This window comes from Labrys sp. HAY1-8F (assembly GCF_056754975.1).
Map to the genome: position 1 here is coordinate 5,130,763 of NZ_JBPGWZ010000002.1, position 21,141 is coordinate 5,151,903.

18 protein-coding genes, 1 other RNA gene and 2 pseudogenes are annotated in these 21,141 nt (G+C 61.5%); 14 read left to right on the plus strand and 7 right to left on the minus strand.

Going from position 1 to position 21,141, the window contains the following annotated elements; genetic code table 11:
- Window positions 1–27 precede the first annotated feature (27 nt).
- Window positions 28–1,437, minus strand: coding sequence for a class II fumarate hydratase (gene fumC, locus ACR9ZN_RS32805; protein WP_434955779.1), 1,410 nt, complete (start codon window positions 1,435–1,437; stop codon window positions 28–30).
- Window positions 1,438–1,632: 195 nt separating this feature from the next.
- Here fumC and ssrA point away from each other — a divergent pair.
- Window positions 1,633–1,983, plus strand: a transfer-messenger RNA (tmRNA) gene (gene ssrA, locus ACR9ZN_RS32810).
- Between the two features lie 105 nt (window positions 1,984–2,088).
- Window positions 2,089–2,708: pseudogene (locus tag ACR9ZN_RS32815) on the plus strand (SspB family protein).
- Between the two features lie 270 nt (window positions 2,709–2,978).
- Here the strand turns inward: ACR9ZN_RS32815 and ACR9ZN_RS32820 are convergent.
- The 5 genes from ACR9ZN_RS32820 to miaA form a co-directional block, all read right to left on the minus strand.
- A complete protein-coding gene (locus tag ACR9ZN_RS32820) occupies window positions 2,979–4,481 on the minus strand; it encodes a Do family serine endopeptidase (RefSeq protein ID WP_454813415.1) in 1,503 nt (500 codons plus the stop codon).
- A 172-nt stretch (window positions 4,482–4,653) separates the two neighbouring features.
- Entirely contained in the window at window positions 4,654–4,857 is a 204-nt protein-coding gene (locus ACR9ZN_RS32825; protein ID WP_434955782.1) for a DUF2065 domain-containing protein, read from the minus strand.
- A gap of 394 nt (window positions 4,858–5,251) precedes the next feature.
- Window positions 5,252–6,172: a protease modulator HflC gene (gene hflC, locus ACR9ZN_RS32830; RefSeq protein WP_441773809.1), complete on the minus strand. Its 921-nt coding sequence runs from the start codon at window positions 6,170–6,172 to the stop codon at window positions 5,252–5,254.
- Window positions 6,169–7,299 carry an FtsH protease activity modulator HflK gene (gene hflK / locus ACR9ZN_RS32835; protein ID WP_434955785.1) on the minus strand — a complete coding sequence of 377 codons (1,131 nt, stop codon included), beginning with the start codon at window positions 7,297–7,299 and terminating at the stop codon, window positions 6,169–6,171. Before hflK ends, hflC begins: the two co-directional genes overlap by 4 nt.
- Window positions 7,300–7,570: 271 nt before the next feature.
- Complete coding sequence (miaA, locus tag ACR9ZN_RS32840; protein WP_481274192.1) at window positions 7,571–8,503, minus strand: tRNA (adenosine(37)-N6)-dimethylallyltransferase MiaA; 933 nt, start codon at window positions 8,501–8,503, stop codon at window positions 7,571–7,573.
- 17 nt (window positions 8,504–8,520) lie between these two features.
- Between miaA and serB the strand changes: the two genes are divergently transcribed.
- From serB to ACR9ZN_RS32860, 4 genes are all read left to right on the plus strand, one after another.
- Window positions 8,521–9,411 carry a phosphoserine phosphatase SerB gene (gene serB, locus ACR9ZN_RS32845; RefSeq protein ID WP_481274193.1) on the plus strand — a complete coding sequence of 297 codons (891 nt, stop codon included), beginning with the start codon at window positions 8,521–8,523 and terminating at the stop codon, window positions 9,409–9,411.
- Window positions 9,412–9,462: 51 nt separating this feature from the next.
- A complete protein-coding gene (locus tag ACR9ZN_RS32850) occupies window positions 9,463–10,011 on the plus strand; it encodes a DUF4256 domain-containing protein (RefSeq protein WP_481274194.1) in 549 nt (182 codons plus the stop codon).
- Window positions 10,012–10,191: 180 nt separating this feature from the next.
- Entirely contained in the window at window positions 10,192–11,145 is a 954-nt protein-coding gene (locus ACR9ZN_RS32855; protein WP_481274195.1) for a thymidylate synthase, read from the plus strand.
- Between the two features lie 7 nt (window positions 11,146–11,152).
- On the plus strand, window positions 11,153–11,665 hold the full coding sequence (locus tag ACR9ZN_RS32860) for a dihydrofolate reductase (protein ID WP_481274196.1): 513 nt from the start codon (window positions 11,153–11,155) through the stop codon (window positions 11,663–11,665).
- A 169-nt stretch (window positions 11,666–11,834) separates the two neighbouring features.
- Here ACR9ZN_RS32860 and ACR9ZN_RS32865 read toward each other — a convergent pair whose 3' ends face one another.
- Window positions 11,835–12,920, minus strand: coding sequence for a DUF1963 domain-containing protein (locus tag ACR9ZN_RS32865; RefSeq protein WP_481274197.1), 1,086 nt, complete (start codon window positions 12,918–12,920; stop codon window positions 11,835–11,837).
- Window positions 12,921–13,313: 393 nt separating this feature from the next.
- Between ACR9ZN_RS32865 and ACR9ZN_RS32870 the strand changes: the two genes are divergently transcribed.
- The 8 genes and pseudogenes from ACR9ZN_RS32870 to ACR9ZN_RS32905 all read left to right on the plus strand — a co-directional run bounded on the left by ACR9ZN_RS32870 (window position 13,314) and on the right by ACR9ZN_RS32905 (window position 21,004).
- A complete protein-coding gene (locus tag ACR9ZN_RS32870) occupies window positions 13,314–15,077 on the plus strand; it encodes an acetolactate synthase 3 large subunit (protein ID WP_454813421.1) in 1,764 nt (587 codons plus the stop codon).
- A gap of 129 nt (window positions 15,078–15,206) precedes the next feature.
- Window positions 15,207–15,743, plus strand: a complete 537-nt coding sequence (gene ilvN / locus ACR9ZN_RS32875) for an acetolactate synthase small subunit (RefSeq protein ID WP_434955793.1) — start codon at window positions 15,207–15,209, stop codon at window positions 15,741–15,743.
- A gap of 149 nt (window positions 15,744–15,892) precedes the next feature.
- Window positions 15,893–16,912: a ketol-acid reductoisomerase gene (ilvC, locus tag ACR9ZN_RS32880; RefSeq protein ID WP_454813422.1), complete on the plus strand. Its 1,020-nt coding sequence runs from the start codon at window positions 15,893–15,895 to the stop codon at window positions 16,910–16,912.
- A gap of 207 nt (window positions 16,913–17,119) precedes the next feature.
- Window positions 17,120–17,527 (plus strand): hypothetical protein, encoded by a 408-nt coding sequence (locus ACR9ZN_RS32885; RefSeq protein WP_440725494.1) that lies wholly within the window; start codon window positions 17,120–17,122, stop codon window positions 17,525–17,527.
- Window positions 17,528–17,599: 72 nt separating this feature from the next.
- Window positions 17,600–18,829, plus strand: a complete 1,230-nt coding sequence (locus tag ACR9ZN_RS32890) for a caspase family protein (protein WP_481274198.1) — start codon at window positions 17,600–17,602, stop codon at window positions 18,827–18,829.
- Between the two features lie 146 nt (window positions 18,830–18,975).
- A pseudogene (locus tag ACR9ZN_RS32895) lies at window positions 18,976–19,125 on the plus strand (ketol-acid reductoisomerase); the annotation flags it as partial.
- A 141-nt stretch (window positions 19,126–19,266) separates the two neighbouring features.
- The gene (locus ACR9ZN_RS32900; RefSeq protein ID WP_454813424.1) at window positions 19,267–20,562 is read left to right on the plus strand and encodes an MFS transporter; all 1,296 of its coding nucleotides are present in this window, start codon (window positions 19,267–19,269) and stop codon (window positions 20,560–20,562) included.
- A 172-nt stretch (window positions 20,563–20,734) separates the two neighbouring features.
- The gene (locus tag ACR9ZN_RS32905) at window positions 20,735–21,004 is read left to right on the plus strand and encodes an usg protein (protein WP_434955796.1); all 270 of its coding nucleotides are present in this window, start codon (window positions 20,735–20,737) and stop codon (window positions 21,002–21,004) included.
- The last annotated feature ends 137 nt before the right edge of the window (window positions 21,005–21,141 follow it).

The window sequence follows — 21,141 nt, forward strand, 5'->3', positions numbered from 1 at the left end:
TGCCTTGATTGGAAAACAACGTTCCTGTCATTCTTTATCTGGCGTTATCATCCGTGCAAGGCTCATCGCATTTTCAAAAGCTCTTTCATCCATTATTTTTGCCGCCAATATTTCCTGAAGTAGAGTGGTACCGTTATGGTGCGCTGTCTTCGCAATATAAGCTGCCTTATCATAGCCGATGACAGGTGTTAGTGCCGTCACCAGCATGAGGGAACGCGCCACGAGATCGCTGATTCGGGAAGTGTCAGCCTCGATTCCGCTGACGCAGTGATCGGTAAAGCTGTTGGCTGCGTCGGCAAGCAGGCGGATAGACTGCAATGTCGCGTCGGCGATCACCGGCTTGAACACGTTCAGTTCCAAATGCCCCTGGCTGCCGGCAAAGGTGATGGTGCTCTGATTGCCGAACACCCGTGTGCAGACCATTGTCATCGCCTCGCATTGGGTCGGGTTGACCTTGCCCGGCATGATGGAAGAGCCCGGCTCGTTTTCAGGCAGAATCAACTCGCCGAGGCCGGCTCGAGGGCCCGAGCCGAGCAGTCGGATGTCGCTGGCGATCTTGAACAGGCTGACGGCCACGGTGTTGAGCGCACCATGGGCGGCCACCAAGGCATCATGCGTGGCGAGGGCCTCGAATTTGTTGGGGGCGGTGACGAAGGGCAGGCCGGTCAGGGCAGCAAGTTCAGCCGCGATCCGTTCGGCGAACCCCTCGCGGGTGTTGAGGCCGGTGCCGACCGCCGTGCCGCCCTGCGCCAGGGGCATCAATTCGGCAAGGCCAGCCTCGATCCGCCGGATGCCCTGCTGCAACTGCGTGGCATAGCCTGAGAATTCCTGACCGAGCGAGAGTGGGGTCGCGTCCTGCAAATGGGTGCGGCCGATCTTGATGATGTCCTTGAAGGCTTCGGCCTTCTGTTCCAGGGCGGAAGCCAGATGGCGCAGTGCCGGCAGCAGCCGGTCATGGATCTCCCGGGCGGCAGCCACATGCATGGCGGTGGGGAAGGTATCGTTGGACGATTGGCCGCGATTGACATGGTCGTTGGGATGCACCGGCTTCTTAGAGCCCATGGTGCCGCCGAGCATCTCGATGGCGCGATTGGAAATCACCTCATTGGCATTCATGTTGGTCTGCGTGCCGGAGCCGGTCTGCCAGACCACCAGGGGAAACTCGTCATCAAGCCTGCCGTCGGCGACCTCGCGAGCCGCGCGCTCGATGGTCTCAGCCAAAGCGGGGTCGAGCACGCCGAGCTCGCGATTGGCGCGAGCGGCCGCCAGTTTGATCAGCCCGAGAGCGTGAATCAGCGGGCGGGGCATCTTCTCGGCGCCGATGCGGAAATTCTCGAGCGAGCGCTGGGTCTGTGCCCCCCAATAATGCCCGGCGGGCACCTCGATCGTCCCGAAGGAGTCGCTTTCCTGGCGGCTGGCGGGGGTGGCTTCAGTCATGATGGTCTCCTGCAACTGGCCCCATGCGGTCAGCCCTGGATTCGGGGAGCGCATGGCGGCTCGTATTCGAGTCTCCGGTGGGGCATACAAGGCCGCTGCCGCATGCCGATTGAGGATGGCACGGGCAGGGCGAGACGCCCTCTCTCTCAAATAAGGCATGTCAAGCCTGAGGAAAGCTCCGTCAAACCGCAATCGCCTCTTTTTTCTGCCGAACAGGCAGCCTATATTCCCTTTGCCGGCTCGCGCCGGCTATGGCGATAAATGGTCATCGAAATAAACCTTTCGGACCCGGGGGCAGTACCCGGCGCCTCCACCAGAGCCCGTCAGGGCGGGCTGCGGCGGGGGCGAAACAGGATCGACGAGGGTGTAAAGGGTGTGCTTTCGCTCGGCATGGTTCCGCCGATATCGGGCCTTTTCAATAGTTGCCAACGACAACTATGCTCCGGTTGCGGTTGCCGCGTAAGCGGTAACTAGACCGAAATCAAGTCCTGACGGGTAGCACCGGCAGGCGGGGTTCGGAGGCACCTGGCAACAGAAGCCTCCACTTCATTCCGGTCTGCCTGCAGGCCATCCGAAGATGCGGTCTGCAAGGCGTATGAATGTGCCAGCGGGCCTGATGTAATCAAAAGCTGGCCTGGTAAGAATTGCGCGATGAGTATTGACCATATCCGGTATGATCTTCTCACTCAGGATGCGCTGCGCGGCATGGTTCGCCGCGTGCTGGCCGATGCTGCCCGCATCGGACTGCCGGGCGACCATCATTTCTTCATTTCCTTCAAGACGCAGTTTCCCGGCGTCAGTATTCCGGCGCGCCTGGCGGAAAAGTTTCCGGAAGAGATCACGATCGTCCTCCAGCATCAGTTCTGGGATCTCACAGTCAGCGATTACGGCTTCGAGGTTGGGTTGTCTTTTGGCAATGCCCCCGAGCGGCTGGTCGTGCCTTTCGCTGCCATGACGGCCTTCTTCGATCCGTCAGTGGATTTCGGCGTGAAGTTCGAGGTCGACGAAGTCGAGACGGAAGAGGAAGCCGCACCGGTACCGGCGCCGGCTGCGATTCGCGCAGTTCCGCGTAGTGACGAGGGCGAAGCCGGCAAGCGTGCACCGGCCAAGGAAGCCGGGACCAAAGAGGTTGCGGCCAAGCCTGCTCGCAAGAAGGCCAGCGTTCCTGTTGAAGAGCCGGTTACTGCGACGGCAGGCGAAGGCGGTGAGGACGAGCAGCCCGCCGAGAGAGAGAAATCGTCAGCCTCGATCATTTCCGTAAGAAGAAGTAAGCGGCCTCACACGAGTGACATCCTCGCCAGCATGAGCGGGGTCACGCCCTGCTATGCATCAAGCTGACGGCTTGGTTGTCGGCTGAGGCCGCAGATGCCTCGTCCGCCTCTCCCTTCCCCGCACGCGCTGCGTTTCCAGGAGCAGGCGAGACGCCCGCAGTTCCAGGCACATTGCTTCCCCGCACACCTTTAATTGGATCGCCCGAAGCAATTACGAATGGGCCTCCGCAAGGCGGAGACCCATCGTCTTGTAAGATCTGAAGCTCAGGCTCAGTTCAGGCCAAGTGCCACGAAGCGCAGTTCACCCTGCGTGTTCGACAACAGCAGCAGAGCCTGCTTGGTGCCGGACTTCTTCAACTCCTCGATGCGCTTGCTCACATCCTCGGGATTGGAAACCGCTTGCTGGCCGACCTGGAGGATAACGTCGCCGACCTTGACCTGCTTGTCCTCGGCCGAGGAGCCGTTGTCCACCTTGGTCACCACCACGCCCTTGGCATCGGTGGCAAGCTTGTATTTGTCGCGCAGCTCCTTGGTGATGCCGGACATTTCCAGGCCGAGGGCCTTGGTGATCTTCGGTTTTTCAGGCGTTTCGGTGCCGCGGGTGGATGCCTTGATGGCGGCGTCGCTCTCGTCGAGGCGTGCGACGGTCACCGTCTTGGTCAGGGTCTGGCCCTTGCGCAGAATCACCACCTCGACCTTCTTGTCCACCGCCGTGTCGGCGACGAGGCGGGGCAGGTCCCGCATTTCCTTGATGTCGTGGCCGTCGAATTTCAGGATCACGTCGCCCGGCTCGAGGCCTGCCGGCTTGGCCGGGCCCTTGTCGTCGACGCCGGCGATCAGCGCGCCCTGCGCCTTTTGCATGCCCAGGCTTTCGGCGATGTCGTCACTAACGCCCTGAATACGTACGCCCAGCCAGCCGCGCCGCGTCTCGCCATAGAGCCGAAGCTGCTCGATCACGGGCTGCACCGTCGCCGACGGCATGGAGAAGCCGAGACCGATCGAGCCGCCTGTGGGCGAGATGATCGCCGTGTTGATGCCGATGACGCCGCCATCCATGTCGAACAGCGGCCCGCCGGAATTGCCCTTGTTGATGGCGGCGTCCGTCTGCAGATAATTGTCGTAAGGCCCCGAATTGATGTCGCGGTTGCGGGCCGAGATGATGCCCAGCGTCACCGTGCTCGACAGGCCGAAGGGATTGCCGATAGCCATGGCCCAGTCACCGACGCGGACCTTGTCGCTGTCGGCGAACTTCACCGCTTTCAGCGGCTTGGGCGGGTCGACCTTGAGCACGGCCACATCCACCTTCTTGTCGCGGCCGAGCAGTTTGGCCTTGAGCTTGGAACCGTCGTTGAAATTGACCTCGATGTCGTCGGCGTCGTCGATGACATGGTTGTTGGTGACGATGATGCCGCTGGGGTCGATGACGAAGCCCGAGCCGAGAGCTTCGGTCTTGCGGGGACGCTGCATCCCCTTGCCTTCCTTGTTGAAGAACTGGTTGAAGAATTCCTCAAAAGGCGATCCGGGCGGCAGCTTGGGCATCGGGGCCCGCGGCTGGTCCTCGCCGTCTTCGTCATTGCTGCCGGAGGCTACCGTCTGCGAGGTCGAGATATTGACGACGGCATCGATCAGTTCGGCCGAGAGATCAGCGACGGAGGGCGGGCCCGCCGCGGCCATGGCAGGCGGCGCCACCAGGGTTGCCGGGCTGGCGGCGATCAAGGCGGCGATGGCAACGGCGCCGCTGCGGCGCATCAAGCTGTTGAGTTGAATCGGCATCAAGTCCTCGGATGGTCACCCGCATCGGTGTTGATGTGGGGCGCGGTCGGATTGAATTTCAAGTGCGGAATGCGGCGCGAGCGTGACGCGCTCGTAAGTTCACGCAAAGTTGGGCTTGTCAGTTTCGTCTGCAACAGGAAGCGGCGGTGCGGCCCAACACCGGGCCGACACGTCACATGCCCCTTACAACCCAGATTATGATGATACCGATGATGGCGGAAATGAAGCCGGCGAGGCGAAGCTGTGCGTTGGGGGAGTTGGCGACCGAGACCATCATGCGCCGTACCGGCTCGGGAAAGGCCAGAAAGAACAACCCTTCGATCGCAAAGGCCAGTCCGAGCGCCGTGATGAAATCACCGAAAGAGAAACTATTCATCCGCCCCACACATTATATGAACCTCACCCGAACCTTCCGACGGCTCGCGATCCTAAGCAGGTTCCTCCTGATCGAGCCACGGGCGCGATCAGGAGGAACCTGCAAGATATCAACATTTGCGTAGTTCCCTGGCGAGGCCCATCCGCGGACCTCGCTAGGAAACTACGCTTGAGCAAAACGCGTTCATACCTGAACGCTTGTTTGCTCCAGTTCCTTGTTTCCAAGCCAATCCATCGGATTGGCCAGAGCGTTTTTGCGATTTTTGTTGAACTCGTCAAATCGCAGAACGCTTTTGGCAAGGGCGCCGACGGAATGTTCGCGGCGGTCCTATGAAAACGCCGGCCGCAACGAGGCGGCCGGCGCAATGGAGCTTTATCTAGGGCCGACGTCAAGCCTATTGCGCCGGAGCAGCCTGAGGAGTCGGGGCCGCAGGCGCCGGTGTTCCCGCTGGGGCAGCCGGTGAGCGAAGATAACGGAAGTAATCCCAGTCCGGGCTGATGAAGACCTGCGTGTTGTCAGGCTTCATCGCATCGACGTAGTTACGCATCGACAGGTAAAACTGGAAGAATTCCGGGTCCTTGTTGTAGGCGTCTGCCAGGACCTTGATGCGGCTCGAGTCGGCCTGGCCGGTTGTCTCCGAGGCCTTGCCGCGCGCTTCACCGAGGATCTTGGCGACCTGCCTGTCGGCGTCGGATCGGATAATCTGCGCCTGTTGCGTGCCCTGCGAGCGAATCTGCTGGGCCTCCGTCTGGCGCTGCGACTGCATGCGCTTGTAGACGGCCTCCGAGTTGGCCTGCGGCAGGTCGGCGCCGCGGATGCGTACGTCGACCACCTCGATGCCGAGGCCGGCGGCTTCGCGATTGACCTCGGCGCGGATCTTTTCCATCAGTCCGGCGCGCTGGTCACGCACGACGGCAGCGAAGGTCGACTGGCCGAGAATTCGGCGAACCGCCGAGGACAGGATCGAGGAAAGCTGCAGTTCCACGCCCTTTTCCGTACGCGAGGTCTGGAAGAAGCGCAGCGGATCCGAGATACGATAGCGGGCGAAGGCGTCGACCTTCAGGCGCTTCTGGTCGCTGGCGATGACTTCCTGCGGCTGGCTGTCGAGGTCGAGCACTTGCTTGTTGATGTACTCGACATTCTCGATGAAGGGCCATTTCCAGTAGAGACCGGGCTGGGTCTTCGCCGGCTGCGCCTCGCCGAAGCGCAGCGGCAGGGCGTAGTCGCGCGGCGTCACCGTGTAGGCCGACAGATAGGCCAGGACCAGGACGGCACCGGTCGTGATCAAGGCAATGGTTCCAAGCGGGGATTTCATTGCGCCGCTCCCTGCTGGGGTTGCGCCGAGCCGGCCGGCCGCTTCAGCACACGGTCGAGTGGCAGATAGGGTACGATACCCTGGCCCTGCGTCTTGCTGTCCAAGATCACCTTGTTCGTGTCGGTGAGGATGGCTGTCATGGCTTCCAGATACATGCGCTCGCGGGTGACGACGGGGGCCTTCTGATAGGCGCTGAAGACTTCGTTGAAACGGGACGCCTCACCGGCAGCTTCGGCGACGGTGCGCGCACGATAGGCCTCGGCCGCCTGGGTGATACGGGCGGCTTCACCGCCAGCTTCCGGGATCACCTTGTTGGCATAGACCTGCGACTGGTTGATGGTGTTTTCCTGGTCGGCGCGAGCGGCCTGCACGTCGCGGAAGGCGTCGATCACCTGGGGCGGCGGATCGACATTCTGCAACTGCACGAGGCGGACCATGACGCCGGCCCCGTAGCTGTCGAGAGCCCGCTGCATTTCACCCTGCACCTGCTGTTCGATCGCTTGGCGATCGCCCGTCAGGATCGGCGTGATGTTGCGCTGGCCGACGGCCTCGCGCATGGCGCTCTCCGCCACGGCTCGGATCGTTCCCCTCGGATTGGCCAGATTGAAGGCAAACTTGTCCGCCGCCGACGGGTTGATCTGCCACTGCACCGTGAAGCCGATATTGACGAGATTCTCGTCACCGGTCAGCATTTCATTGGCGCTGTCGCTGTCGCCGCGCGTGCCGATATTGATGGTCTCGACATTGGTGACAGTGAGCTTTTCGACCGCACCGATCGGGTAGGGCACGTTGTAGCGCAGGCCCGGCGGGCTCAGCGTCTTGTAGCTGCCGAAGACGAGATTGAGGCCGACCTCGTTGGGCTGCACGCGATAGAAGCCGGTGAGCAGCCACAAGCCGATCAGCGCCACGGCGCCGATTGCGATGTTGCGCGGCGTGAAACCGCCGCCGCCCTGGAGATTCTTGAGGCCGTCCTTGCTGCGGCGAAGCCAATCTTCGAGATCCGGGGGCTGGGAACCGCCGGATGGACCGCCACCCCAGGGGCCACCGCCCCCCGGTCGCCCGCCGCCGTTGTTGCCGCCGCCGCTACCCCAGGGGCCACCACCGCCGCTCTGGTTACTCCAAGGCATGTCTTGGTCCTTTGATTGTTCGCCTGCCTGAAGCAGGACGAAAGCTCATTCCAAAGAACGGAATAAGCTGGAGAGAAGCTGCATATAGGAATGCAACCCCCCCGATCAATCCGAAACCATGTTTGAAAACAAGCCTCTAAATCCACCAAACCCTATTGGGATGAAGCTGTCTTCACATGGCAAAGCTACAGAAATTCATATGCAGCCCCTTGAAATTCCTATGTAAACCCGACGCCGGACTGCGATTGCCGCACAGCGTAACGGTCACGTGTTAAATTTCGTTCATCAGCGCGGCTGAGGCAATTGCAAGTGCCTGATCAGGCTCGACGAAGCGCCACCCCGGCATCTGGTGGCGGAACCAGGTGAACTGGCGCTTGGCGTAATGGCGTGTATCGGACTTGGCGCCCGCAATGGCCTCTTCGAGCCCGATTTCGCGGGCGAGGTAGCGGCAGAGCCCAGGCACGCCATGGGCCCGCATGACGGGCAGGGCAGGATCGAGCCCCCGCTGGGAGAGTGCGTGAACCTCCTCGATGGCGCCTTGCCCGACCATCAGGTCGAAGCGCCGATCGATCCTGGCATAGAGTTCGGCGCGCTCGGGGCTGAGAAAGAGGCGCAGGCATTTGTCGGCATCGAGCAGAGGCGGCGAATGCGGTTCGCTCTGCCATTGCGACAGGGAGCGGCCGGTCGCCTCGAAAATTTCGAGGGCACGGATCAGGCGCTGACGATCGCTGGGCCGCAGACGATTCGCCATGGCCGGGTCCTTCTGGCTCAGCCAGGCGTGCAGGGCCTCGGTCTCCATGCCTTCGGCCTTGCCGCGTATCGCGTCGCGGACGCTGTCGGGAACGGCCGGCATCTCGGCGAGCCCTCTTTCCAGGGCTTTGAAGTAGAGGCCGGTGCCGCCGATCACGATGGGCAGGCGTTCCTGCTGCCGGACACTGTCCAAGGCGGCGGCCGCGTCATCGCGCCAGCGTCCCACCGAATAATTGATGGCTCCGTCGACATGGCCATAGAGCAAATGGGGCGCGCGCGCCGTCTCGTTCGCATCCGGTCGGGCACTGAGCACGGCGAGATCGCGGTAGACCTGCATGGAATCGGCGTTGATGATGCTGCCGCCGAAGCTTTCGGCAAGCGCCAGGGCCAAAGCTGACTTGCCGCTCGCCGTCGGACCTGCGAGAAGCACCGCGTCATATTGAATGGCTGTCACTCCGGATACCTGCCCTCATGTCCCTTGTCGCCACGCTGATCTCCCATCCGGACCGTCCCGCCCTTGATGCAGCTACCCTGTCGCACGCGGCGCAGTCGCTGGCCTCCCCCGGAGCTCCCATCGTCCTGGCACCCGGCGTGGCAGTAGACATAACCTGCACGGCCGATGCACCGATCGTCGAGATCGAGGATCGTTTGCGCGAGGCCCTGGCAGGCAGCGCGGTGGATCTGGTGGTGCAGGAAGCCGAGGGGCGGCGCAAGTATCTTTTCCTTGCCGACATGGACTCCACCATGATCGGCCAGGAGTGCATCGACGAATTGGCCGATTTCGTCGGCGCCAAAGCGGTGGTGGCCGAGATCACCGAGCGTGCCATGCGTGGCGAGATCGCCTTCGAACCGGCTCTGCGCGAGCGTGTGGCCCTGCTGAAGGGACTGCCAGAGAGCATCGCCGACGAGGTCATCCGGGAACGCCTGACCCTGACCTCGGGCGGACCGGAACTGGTGCGCACCATGCGGGCGAACGGGGCCTATACGGCGCTCGTCTCGGGTGGCTTCACCTTGTTCACCGCCAAGATCGGGGCGATGGTCGGCTTCGACGAGCATCAGTCCAACCTTCTCGTGGTGAGGGATGGCCGCCTTACCGGTGAGGTGGCCGAGCCGATTCTCGGCAAGGAAGCCAAGCGCGCCAATCTCGATCGCTTGCGGCAGGCGAGGGGGCTGGCGGCCTCCGATACGATGGCGGTCGGCGATGGCGCCAATGATCTTGCCATGCTGGGCGAAGCCGGTCTCGGCGTGGCTTATCGTGCCAAGCCCGCGGTCGCCGCGGCGGCTCGGATGCGGGTGGAGCATGGCGACCTGACGGCGCTGCTCTATGCGCAGGGATATCGCTGCCAGGATTTCGTGCGCTAGACATTGGGCGCCAGGATGGGGCCACATCCACCAACGGGAAGTGGGAGCTGCATGATGACCAAGGACGGCAATCAGGACTTGCTGGATGTGCTGAAAGCCCGCTTCGAAGCCAATATGAAACGCCACAAGGGCCTCGACTGGGCCACGGTGCGGGCACGTCTGGAGGCCGATCCCAAGAAATTGCACGCCCTTGGCGAGATGGAGCGCACAGGAGGCGAACCGGACGTAATCGGCCACGATTCGGGGACCGGCGAATACGTCTTCTACGACTGCTCACCCGAAACGCCCAAAGGCCGCAGAAGCCTTTGCTTTGACCGGCAGGCGCTCGATGAAAGGAAGGAGCACAAGCCGGAGGGCAGCGCGGTCGACATGGCCGCCGCCATCGGCATCGAGCTCCTGACGGAACAACAATATCGTGCGCTACAGGAACTGGGTGCGTTCGACCTGAAAACCTCGAGCTGGGTGAAGACGCCGCCCGAGATCAGGAAAAAGGGCGGAGCCCTGTTTTGCGATCGCCGCTATGATCATGTTTTCTTGTACCACAACGGGGCATCTTCCTATTATGCCGTGCGGGGGTTTCGAGGCGTGCTCAAGGTGTAATCCGAAGATCGGCCAGATGTCGGGCTAAAGCGACCGTCGGCGTTCGTACATAGTTTAGCAGGAAATCCGCGCTAGCCTTTCAAGAGCCGCCATCTCGACATGGCCGCGCAGACTGAAAGATTGCGTGCACAATTCTCTCAGGGGGGTCGCGGAATCGGACGCCGCGGCTAAGATCAGGCCATGCTCGACCGCTCCAACAAGCCGCACCCTGAACAAGGCTATCTTGATCTCCTCGACCGCGTCTGGCGCGAGGGCACGCCGCGGGTCGACCGCACCGGCGTCGGCACACGCGCGCTGTTCGGCCAGAGCCTGCGCATCGATCTGTCCGATGGCACGCTGCCCTTGCTCACCACCAAGCGGGTGTCCTGGAAGACGATCGTGCGCGAGTTGCTGTGGTTCCTCGATGGCGGTACCAATATCCGGCCGCTGCTGCAGAACAAGGTGACGATCTGGACTGATTGGCCGCTCGCCAAATATCGCCAGGCAACCGGCGAGGCGATCAGCCAAGAAGATTTCGAGGCGCGGATCGTCGCGGACGAGGCTTTCGCGGAGCGCTGGGGCGATCTCGGGCCCGTCTACGGTGCGCAATGGCGCCATTGGCCGCTTTTCGTGCCGACCGACGTGCCGGGCGAGGAGGGGCTCTATCGCAGGGATCCCAAGGGGATCGACCAGATCGCGCGGCTGGTGCACGACATCCGCAACAATCCGACGTCGCGCCGCCTGATCTTCACCGGCTGGAACGTGGCGGAACTCGACGGCATGGCCCTGCCGCCCTGCCACACAACCTATCAATATTTCGTCGCCGATGGCCGGCTGTGCGGCCTGCTGCACCAGCGCTCCTGCGACGTCGGCCTCGGCGTGCCCTACAACCTCGTCACGGCCTCGCTGCTGATCCACATGCTGGCCCAGCAATGCGACCTGGAGCCCGGCGAGTTCGTCTGGTTCGGCGGCGACGTGCATGTCTATCAGAACCATGGCGATCTCGTCGCCCAGCAGTTGAGCCGCACGCCGATGCCCTGGCCGAAGCTGCGCTTTGCCCGCAAGCCTGCCTCGATCCTCGATTACAAGTTCGAGGATTTCATCGTGGAAGGCTATGAAGCCCATCCGGCGATCTCCGCGCCGATCGCGGTATGATCGGGGCATGATGGCTATTCCCGTCATCATGGTTGCCGCCATGGCCCGCAATCGCGTCATCGGCGTCGATAATGGGCTGCCGTGGCACATGCGCTCGGATCTCAAGCAGTTCAGGGCCGCCACCATGGGCAAGCCCTTGATCATGGGCCGCAAGACCTACCAGTCGATCGGACGACCGCTGCCAGGGCGTCGCACCATCGTGGTGACACGCGATCCCGCTTTTCAGGCAGAGGGAGTAGAAGTGGCCGCCAGCCTGGAAGCGGCACTCGAGCGCGGGCAGCAGGTCGCAGCCGAGATGAAGGCCGACGAGGTCGTCATTGCGGGCGGGGCCGCGATCTATGCCCAGGCCCTGCCGAAGGCGAGCCGCCTGCTGCTGACGGAACTGGACCTGGAAGCGCAGGGCGACGCTGTCTTTCCCGCCCTGCCGGTCGGGGAGTGGCGGGAGGTATCGCGCGCACCCCATCCCCGTGGGGAGGGGGACGATGCCCGTTTCGAGGTCGTGGCCTTGGAGCGCATTTGAGCCTGCGATGTCGTCGCCGACTTGAATTAAGGCCATTGTCCGGAAATAACTGAAGCACCACCTTTGTCATGCCCGAGCATCCAGGGGCATCCTCTTCGGGGTCTGGAGGGAGGGACCGGATTGCCCGGGCAAGCCCGGCAACGACAAAGGTCGAGCCAATTCGTTTCGTTTATTGACGGATGAATCCTGAAGTCTGCTGATAGACGGCAATCACCTCATCGAAGTGGCGCTGTTCGAGATCCTTCCTGCGCATGAGGAAGTAGACGGTGCCTTCGCCCCAGGTGCCACCGCTCCAATCGGCGAGGTCGAGTTGGAGTAGCAGCATCCAATCATGGGCTGCCGTCATGACGGCGGCGCGTTCTTTCTTCCATTCGTCCGACGACAAGTGCTGTTTGCCGAATTGCGAGACCACGACGGCATCGTAGCGAGGATCGTCCTGCTCGGGCTGGGGGCTGCCGAGAAGCTGCTGGCGGTGCCAGCGTCCCGTCGGCTTGAGCTTGCCACCGGCGGTGAGCGCTTCACCATAGGCGTCCTCGAAGCTCTGCCCGTTCTTGCCGCTTTGTGTTCCATTAGACGCCGAATAGGCGGCATAAAGTTTGGCCGATGCCTCCATCTCGATGGCGCTGGGGTCGGGCAGGCTCAGCCCCGCACGCAGCGTCATGGCGCGTTCGGGCGCGTCGTAGTTGCTACCTTCCGGCTGCGATGGTTCGGGCAGCTTGTATTTGACCCGATTTTCGGCGGCGTCGCGGCGCGCCTTCTCCGCTGCTTGCACCAGGTCTTCGGGCATGGCCAGCGTGGCGAGCTTGTCGTTCGGTGCACGATCCCAGATCACCTTGGCCGGTCGCCTGCCGGTTTCCCAAGGCCCGACGGCAAGATCGTAGAAGAACAACAGGCGCCCGTCCGCTGGAAGCGGCGAGGCAACGCTGCCGAGCTTGGCGGCGTCCGCGAGATCGATCTGGGCGATGAAAGTGTAAGGAAGGCCCTGAGCCAGGTGTCGGCGCATCTCCGCACCCGCTTCCGCATTGCCGCGTTTGGCGATTTCCTCTGGATCGGCCGGCGCCGGCGGGCGGGGCCAGGCTGTGCCGGCCGGCAGGTCCGGCCTGCCGCCGAATTTGGTATCGCCAAGCACGACGCGTTTGCCGGGCGCTATCTCGAATACGAGGCTCGGCACCAGGGCCTCGACCAGCATTTCCACGCGCGGCGTGTCGAAATAGGCCTGCAGCGCCAGTCTGGCGTCGGAGGGGCTGTCGAACATCGTGACTTTCTTTTCATCGAGCCTCTCCCGAGTGCGCCAATGTCGAGGCGGGAGAAGGCAGGTTGCGGTCCCGGAAGATGACGGTTGCCAGATGTTGCGCAACAATTGGCAGTTTCTGCAAATCAGCGCTTGACCGCCTGTTTTTCAACCCTTACAACCCCGTAACTTTCGCAAAAAGGAGCGCTCCGTTGCGCAACATTCTTATCGTAGGTTTGGCGTTGTCGGTGGAGCGGGTATAGCCCGAATCTCCTTCGATGACGCACATGGGCCCCTTGAGGGCCTTTTTTATTGTCCGAAATCTCAGAGAACGATACTCGAAGTCCGAAAAGCCCGAGAAACCCGGAAGATAACCCAGGAAACTTGGAAGCAATTCGGAAGCCAAGGAAAAAGGCAATGTCGACGAAGCAAATGACCGGCGCGGAAATGGTGGTGCAAGCCATGATCGACCAGGGTGTGGACACCTTGTTCGGCTATCCGGGCGGTGCTGTCCTGCCGATCTATGATGCAATCTTCCAGCAGGAGCAGCTTCGTCACATTCTCGTCCGGCACGAGCAGGCGGCCGTCCATGCTGCCGAGGGCTATGCGCGTTCCACCGGCAAGGTGGGTTGCGTGCTGGTGACCTCGGGTCCGGGCGCCACCAATGCCGTGACTGGGCTGACCGACGCCTTGATGGATTCCATCCCGCTGGTGTGTATCACCGGCCAGGTGCCGACCCATCTGATCGGTTCGGATGCCTTCCAGGAGGCCGATACCGTCGGCATCACCCGCCACTGCACCAAACACAATTATCTGGTGAAGCGCATCGAGGACCTGCCGCGCATCCTGCACGAGGCCTTCCTGATTGCCGCGTCGGGTCGCCCGGGTCCGGTGCTGATCGACATTCCCAAGGACATCCAGTTCAAGGCCGGCGAATATTTCAAGCCGACCGACAACATCCACAAGACCTATCGCCCCCGGCTGGAAGGCGATCAGGACAAGATCAAGGCGGCGGTGGCGATGATCGCCGGCGCCAAGAAGCCGGTGTTCTACACAGGCGGCGGCGTGATCAATGCCGGTCCGCGCGCGACGGCGCTACTGCGTGAATTCGCCAAGCTCACCGGCTATCCGGTGACCTCGACCCTGATGGGCCTGGGGGCTTTCCCGGCGGCGGATCCGCAATGGCTCGGCATGCTGGGGATGCACGGCACCTACGAGGCCAATCTGGCCATGCATGATTGCGACGTGCTGATCAATATCGGTGCCCGCTTCGACGACCGCATCACCGGCCGTATCGATGCGTTCTCGCCGCATAGCCGCAAGATCCACGTGGATATCGATCCCTCTTCGATCAACAAGAACGTCAAGGTCGATATCGGCATCGTCGGCGACTGCGCGCATGTGCTCGATCAGATGCTGGCGGCCTGGCGCGAGCTGAAACCCGATGTCGACAAGGCGGCACACAAGAGCTGGTGGGAAGAGATCGCGGGATGGCGCGCGCGCAAGTCGCTCTCCTATCGCAACTCAGAAGAGACGATCAAGCCGCAATACGCGATCGAACGCCTCTATCAGCTCACCAAGGATCGCGACGTCTACGTCACCACGGAAGTGGGTCAGCACCAGATGTGGGCGGCCCAGCATTTCCACTTCCAGGATCCGAATCGCTGGATGACCTCGGGCGGTCTGGGCACCATGGGTTATGGCTTCCCGGCGGCGATCGGTGCACAGCTCGCGCATCCGGAGGCACTGGTCATAGACATTGCAGGCGAAGCCTCCATCCAGATGATGCTGCAGGAGATGTCGACAGCGGTGCAGTATCGCCTGCCGGTGAAGATCTTCATCCTCAACAATGAATATATGGGCATGGTACGCCAGTGGCAGGAATTACTGCATGGCGGCCGCTATTCGGAAAGCTACTCGGCCGCCTTGCCCGATTTCGTCAAGCTGGCGGAGGCCTATGGCGGGGTCGGCATCCGCTGCACCAAGCCTGAAGATCTCGATGCGGCGATCATGCAGATGATCGACACCCCGCATCCTGTGATCTTCGACTGCCATGTCGACAAGTCCGAGAACTGCTTCCCGATGATCCCCTCGGGCAAGGCACATAACGAAATGATCCTGGGCGACGCGGCCGTCGACATCGGCAGCGTGATCGACGCTAAGGGCAAGCAGCTGGTGTGATCGCGCACGCACTTGCGTGCGCTGGGGGGCGCGGGCGTCTCGCCCGCTCTTCCTCTCCTGCATCCTCTCTGTTTCCAAGATGCGGACGAGATGTCCGCGCACCCGGGAACGCGCTATGTGGAATATCAAATGACCGGATCTGCCTACTTCATGGCCTCGACGGCCGAGACCATCGTGACCCACACCCTCGTGGTGGAGGTCGACAACGAGCCGGGTGTTCTTGCCCGCGTCGTCGGCCTGTTCTCGGGCCGTGGCTACAACATCGAAAGCCTCACCGTGTCCGAGACGGAGCATGCCGAGCATGTCTCGCGCATCACGGTGGTGACGACCGGCACGGCCAACGTGATCGAGCAGATCAAGGCGCAGCTTGACCGCCTGGTACCGGTGCACAAGGTCGTCGACCTCACCTTGACCGGCAAGGCGCTGGAGCGGGAGCTTATGCTGATCAAGGTACGCGGTAAGGGGGAAGCGCGCAGCGAGGCCTTGCGCATTGCCGATGCCTTCAGGGCCCGGGTGATCGACGCCACCGTCGAGAGCTTCGTGTTCGAACTGACCGGCAAGGGCGAGAAGCTCGACCAGTTCATCGAGCTGATGCGCCCGATCGGCCTCGTCGAGGTCTCGCGTACCGGCATCGCGGCGATCGCCCGCGGCCCAGAGCCTCTCTAGACCCTTCTTTCCATGCGCGTAGCAGGCGTTGGGCGAAAGAAATGGAGCCCATCGCGCTTTTTCTCATCACAAACATTGCTTCAAATCCGATGACGGGCTATTCGCCCGCATCATTTCCCTCATCATGAACTGTCTGAAGGACAACGACCATGCGCGTTTACTATGATCGCGACGCCGATCTGAACCTGATCAAGACCAAGAAGGTGGTGATCGTCGGCTACGGTTCGCAGGGCCGTGCTCATGCGATGAACCTCAAGGATTCGGGCGCCAAGGAGATCGCGATCGCGCTGCGCCCAGGCTCGACCACCGCCAAGAAGGTGGAAGCCGACGGCCTCAAGGTCATGACCGTGCCGGAAGCCGCCAAGTGGGGCGACCTGTTGATGATGGCGACGCCCGACGAACTGCAGGCCGACATCTATCGTGACGAGATCGCCCCCCACATCCGGGACGGTGCGGCCATCGCTTTCGCCCACGGACTCAACGTGCATTTCGGCCTGATCGAGCCGAAGAAGACCGTCGACGTCATCATGATCGCCCCCAAGGGCCCCGGCCACACCGTGCGCGGCGAATACGAGAAGGGCGGCGGCGTGCCCTGCCTGATCGCCATCCATCACGATGCCTCGGGCAATGCCCATGACATCGCGCTCTCCTATGCCTGCGGCGTCGGCGGCGGCCGTTCCGGCGTGATCGAGACCAACTTCAAGGAAGAATGCGAAACCGACCTGTTCGGCGAACAGGCCGTGCTTTGCGGTGGTCTGGTCGAGCTGATCCGCGCCGGCTTCGAGACGCTGGTGGAAGCCGGCTATGCCCCGGAGATGGCCTATTTCGAGTGCCTGCATGAAGTGAAGCTGATCGTCGACCTCATCTATGAGGGCGGCATCGCCAACATGAACTACTCGATCTCCAACACGGCCGAGTGGGGCGAATACGTCACGGGTCCGCGCATCATCACCGATGAGACCAAGGCCGAGATGAAGCGCGTTCTCAAGGACATCCAGACCGGCAAGTTCACCTCCGACTGGATGCAGGAATACCGCTCCGGCGCCTCGCGCTTCAAGGGCATCCGTCGCCTGAACGATTCCCACCAGATCGAGGTGGTCGGCGAGAAGCTCCGCGGCATGATGCCCTGGATCAGCAAGGGCAAGCTGGTCGACAAGGCCCGCAACTAAGGGTTTCGGAAGTATTCTTTTCCGAATGGTGATGTGTAATAACGTCGTCTCCCGGTTCATTTGAATCGGGAGACATAGACTTTTTGTGTCCAGCAACGTCTATATGCAGGGGCGAAATGTGATGTGTGGTCGCGCACTCGCACAAGGTCGCGGCTTTGATAGTTTCTCCTAAAGGAAGCCTTTTCATTCAATAGACCGAGGCCCGAGATGCCCGTCAACCGGCGTACCATGCTGCAAGGATTTGTTGCCGCGATTGTCTCAAGCCCCGCGCTCGCGAGGGATATCGACCTTGGTGAGTACTGGGATGTGGAAGAGGTCTCGGTAAGTGGGAACCGACGTTTCAGGGGACGTTGGACCCGCACTGGGAGCATTTCGTTCGCCATGGCCGTACGCGACAATGTATCCGGCGATATCGTGCGCGATACCATCGAATATGCCGGCATCCAAGACAATATGATCACCTTGCTCCGGCGTTCCCTGGGTGAGTATCACGGCACGGTTTCGGCGGATGGTCGCTCCATTCGTGGCACCGCGACCTGGTACACGCCGGTCGACTATTGGGTGGCGCGGATCCAATATGGTGAACCCGGCTCTGAAGAACTTCAGGCATTGTGAGCCACATCCTGTGCTTTTGTCGCTGGGCGTTCGCCAGCCTGGGTTCAATTTGTCATCCACGGAGAGCCCGTCATGCGCAGATTGTTGGTTTGGGCGGGGACAGGCTTGATGCTGGCGCTTGCCCTTTCGCTTCCTGCGTGGGCGGCGAGTGAGCGCTTGGCACTGGTCATAGGCAATGACAATTATGCTGTCGCTCCGCGACTCCAGAATGCGGTGGCCGATGCGGTGTCGATGCGTGACAAGCTGGAAGCGCTGGGATTCAAAGTTACGACCGGCCAGGATCTCGATTTCCGGGCGACCAACCGGCTACTCAGTAGTTTCGAAACCTCGATAACGCCTGGTGCCACGGTTTTCGTCTATTTTGCTGGTCACGGCATCTCCATCGGCGGCGCCAACTATCTTCTGCCTACCGATATCGAGCGCCCGGATCCGGGGGCCGAAAGTTTGATCAAGGCCGAATCCTACAATGTCGACGATGTAATAGCCCGGCTGCGCGCCCGCGCGCCGACATCCCTGATCGCGGTGATTGACGCCTGCCGCAACAATCCGTTCGAAGCCATCGGCACGCGCGGCATCGGTGCGGATCGGGGGCTGGCTCGCGTTGATGCGCCAGCGGGGGTGCTGGTTCTGTTCTCGGCGGGGGCAGGTCAAACAGCCCTTGATAGGTTGGGTAGTGGCGACACCGTCAAGAATTCGGTATTTACCAGGGTTCTGACGAAATACCTCAGCAAACCCGGACTTAGCCACATTCTTTTAGCCAAACAGGTACAGACAGAGGTCCGTGCCTTGGCGAGAACTCAAAATCATGAGCAGCAGCCGGCTTTTTATGATCAGATCGATGGGGAAATCATTCTCAATCCGACCGGCAGCGAGAGCAGCACGAAGATCGACCCGCAACCAATTTTGCCGGATGCGCCCCAGCAAGACGCCAAGCTGCCTCCATCCGAGCCGCCCCAACCGGTGCCGGCTCCCGCCAAGGCCAAGCTTGGGGTGACGATAAAACCCCTCAGCCTTGCCGTTGCAAAGCGCACTGGTGTCGATCCGTCGAGGGGCGTGCTTGTCGTCGATGTGGCGACCGGCAGCGTGGCGATGCTCGCGGGTATCCGCAAGGATGATGTCATCGTCAAACTAGGCTCCCGCACGCTATGGGAACCGAAGGATCTGATCCGCTTGCTTGCCGATGTCCGAGTCGGCGCGAAAGTGCCGTTCAAGATATGGCGCGGCGGCCGCGAGGTCACTGTGGACATTATCTTCGATGCAGATCCGGATCGTGTGGTGGGGCCGAGTAGTCAAACCCCCTAAATTGTTTGGGATTTGATTGGAACACTTCAAATCTCAACGGCGCTAGTCGCAGGCATCGAAAGGCTTCGGTTGGTCATCCGAGGACTTGGCGCTGGCGGCGAGAGCTTGCAGCATGGCGTTCTGCTCGGCTAATCCAAGATAGGGGCTGGGTGCAGGAATATTGCTCCGGCGCCTCGCGCTTCAAGGGCGTCCATCGCCTGAACGATCCCCACCAGATCGAGGTGGTCGGCGAGAAGCTACGCGGCATGATGCCCTGGATCAGCGAGGACAAGTTGGCCGACAAGGCCCGCAATTAAGGATTTCGGAAGTATTCTTTTCCGATTTATGAAGTTTAATAATGTCGTCTCCCGGTTCACTTGAATCGGGAGACGGTCTGGACAGCGTTGTCATCACACTGTCAAATGTCATACCAAACCGCTTAAACGGAGAAATTTGGTATGACGGTCGAAGCATCCGCCGGAATTCTCGTTTCTGATCGCAAGCGACGGCACGCCATTGTCGCGGCGACCATCGGCAATGGCCTGGAATGGTTCGATTTCACCGTCTACGGTTTCTTCGCCGCCCTGATCTCGCGGCAGTTTTTTCCCAAGGAAGACCCGCTGACCGCCATCCTCCTGACCGTGACGGTCTATGGGGTCGGTTTTTGCATGCGCCCGGTTGGCGCCATCGTGCTCGGGGTCTACGCCGATCGCCATGGCCGCAAGGCGGCGCTCACCATCACCATCCTGACCATGGCACTCGGCACGGCCTTGCTCGGCTTTGCGCCGACCTATGCCCAGGCCGGCGTGTTCGGCGCGGCCGTCCTGATGCTGGCCCGCTTGATCCAGGGGTTTTCCGCTGGCGGCGAGGTCGGCAGCGCCACCTCCTATCTGGTCGAATACGCCAGGCCCGAGCAGCGCGGCCTGGCGGCGAGCTGGCAGCAGACCAGCCAGGCTCTCGCGGTGGTGCTGGGCGGGCTGTGCGGCGTCGCCATCACCCAGTTCCTGCCGCAGGAGGCGGTGGAGAGCTGGGGCTGGCGGGTGCCGTTCTGGTTCGGCTTGCTCATCGGTCCGGTCGGACTCTATATCCGGGCTCGCCTCGACGAGACCCCGGTTTTTGCAGCCGAGACGACGCGCAAGAGCGAGAGTCCCTTGCGCGAGACGCTGAGCGTCCACGGCCGCGGTGTTCTCTCCGGCTTCGGTGTCACCATTCTGTGGACCGTCTGCACCTATGTGCTGCTGTTCTACATGCCGCTCTATGTCGAGAAATTCCTGGGCATCCCGGCCAAGGACGCCTTCATCTCCACCACGCTGGGCGGCATCGTGCTGATGTTCGGCTGTCCGATAGCCGGCAGGCTGTCGGATCTGATCGGCCGCAAGACCCTGCTGCTCGTCGCCGCCATCGGCATCGGCATCCTGGTGATACCATTGTTCGCCTGGCTCAATGCCAATCCGACCTTGCCGGTGCTCGTCACCGTGCAGGTCGTGCTCGGCCTCCTGCTCGCCGCTTTCACCGGCCCTGCGCCGGCGCTGCTGGCCGAACAGTTCCCGGCGGCCCTACGCTCGACCGGCCTGTCGCTTGCCTATAATTTCGCTGTTGCCCTGTTCGGGGGCTTTGCTGCGCTGATCGTGACGCTATTGATCGAAAAGACAGGCCTGAAGATCGCGCCGTCCTTCTATGTGGCGGCGGCGGCCCTCGTCAGCATTCTGACCCTTGCCACCATGCGTGACCGTACAGGACAGACGATCGATTGAAGGCGGGGCGGGCGAGACCGCCCTCTGTTCCTCGATTGGCAAGTTTGGCAGCACTCTTTCTTGATGAGTGATAAGATATTGATTCTTATGGATTAATTCCAATTTGATATTGCCATTTCGTTAAGGTTGCGGTGCAATCATGCTGTCTCCGATCACCATGGAGGTGACAGAAATGGTGTCTGTTGCGTTTCGTCGTCAGTTGGAAGGGTACGGCCTCACCACGGCCAATATTCTCTATCGCCTGCCAGACCATCCGGCCCTGCTGCAGGCCTATGTCTGGCAGGAATATGATCTTGCTCCGGCCTTTCCGGAATTGCATAAATTCCTGGCTTTCTGGCGCGACAAGCTGGAAGGGCCTCTGCATTCGATCACCGTCTCGCATAGCGGCCTTATCAAGCCAGCCGAATTGCGGGCGATCGGGCAGGAGTTTCGTATCCACTGAGACACCAAAGCGTTTTGCGATCCGACGTATTAGGCATGAATCGCAAAGACGCGTCGAAACAAGGAGTTAGAGTAAAGGGGTTTTCGTGAAAACGCGCTTTGCTCTGGCATCGTCCACGGATCGCGGTATAACGCCCC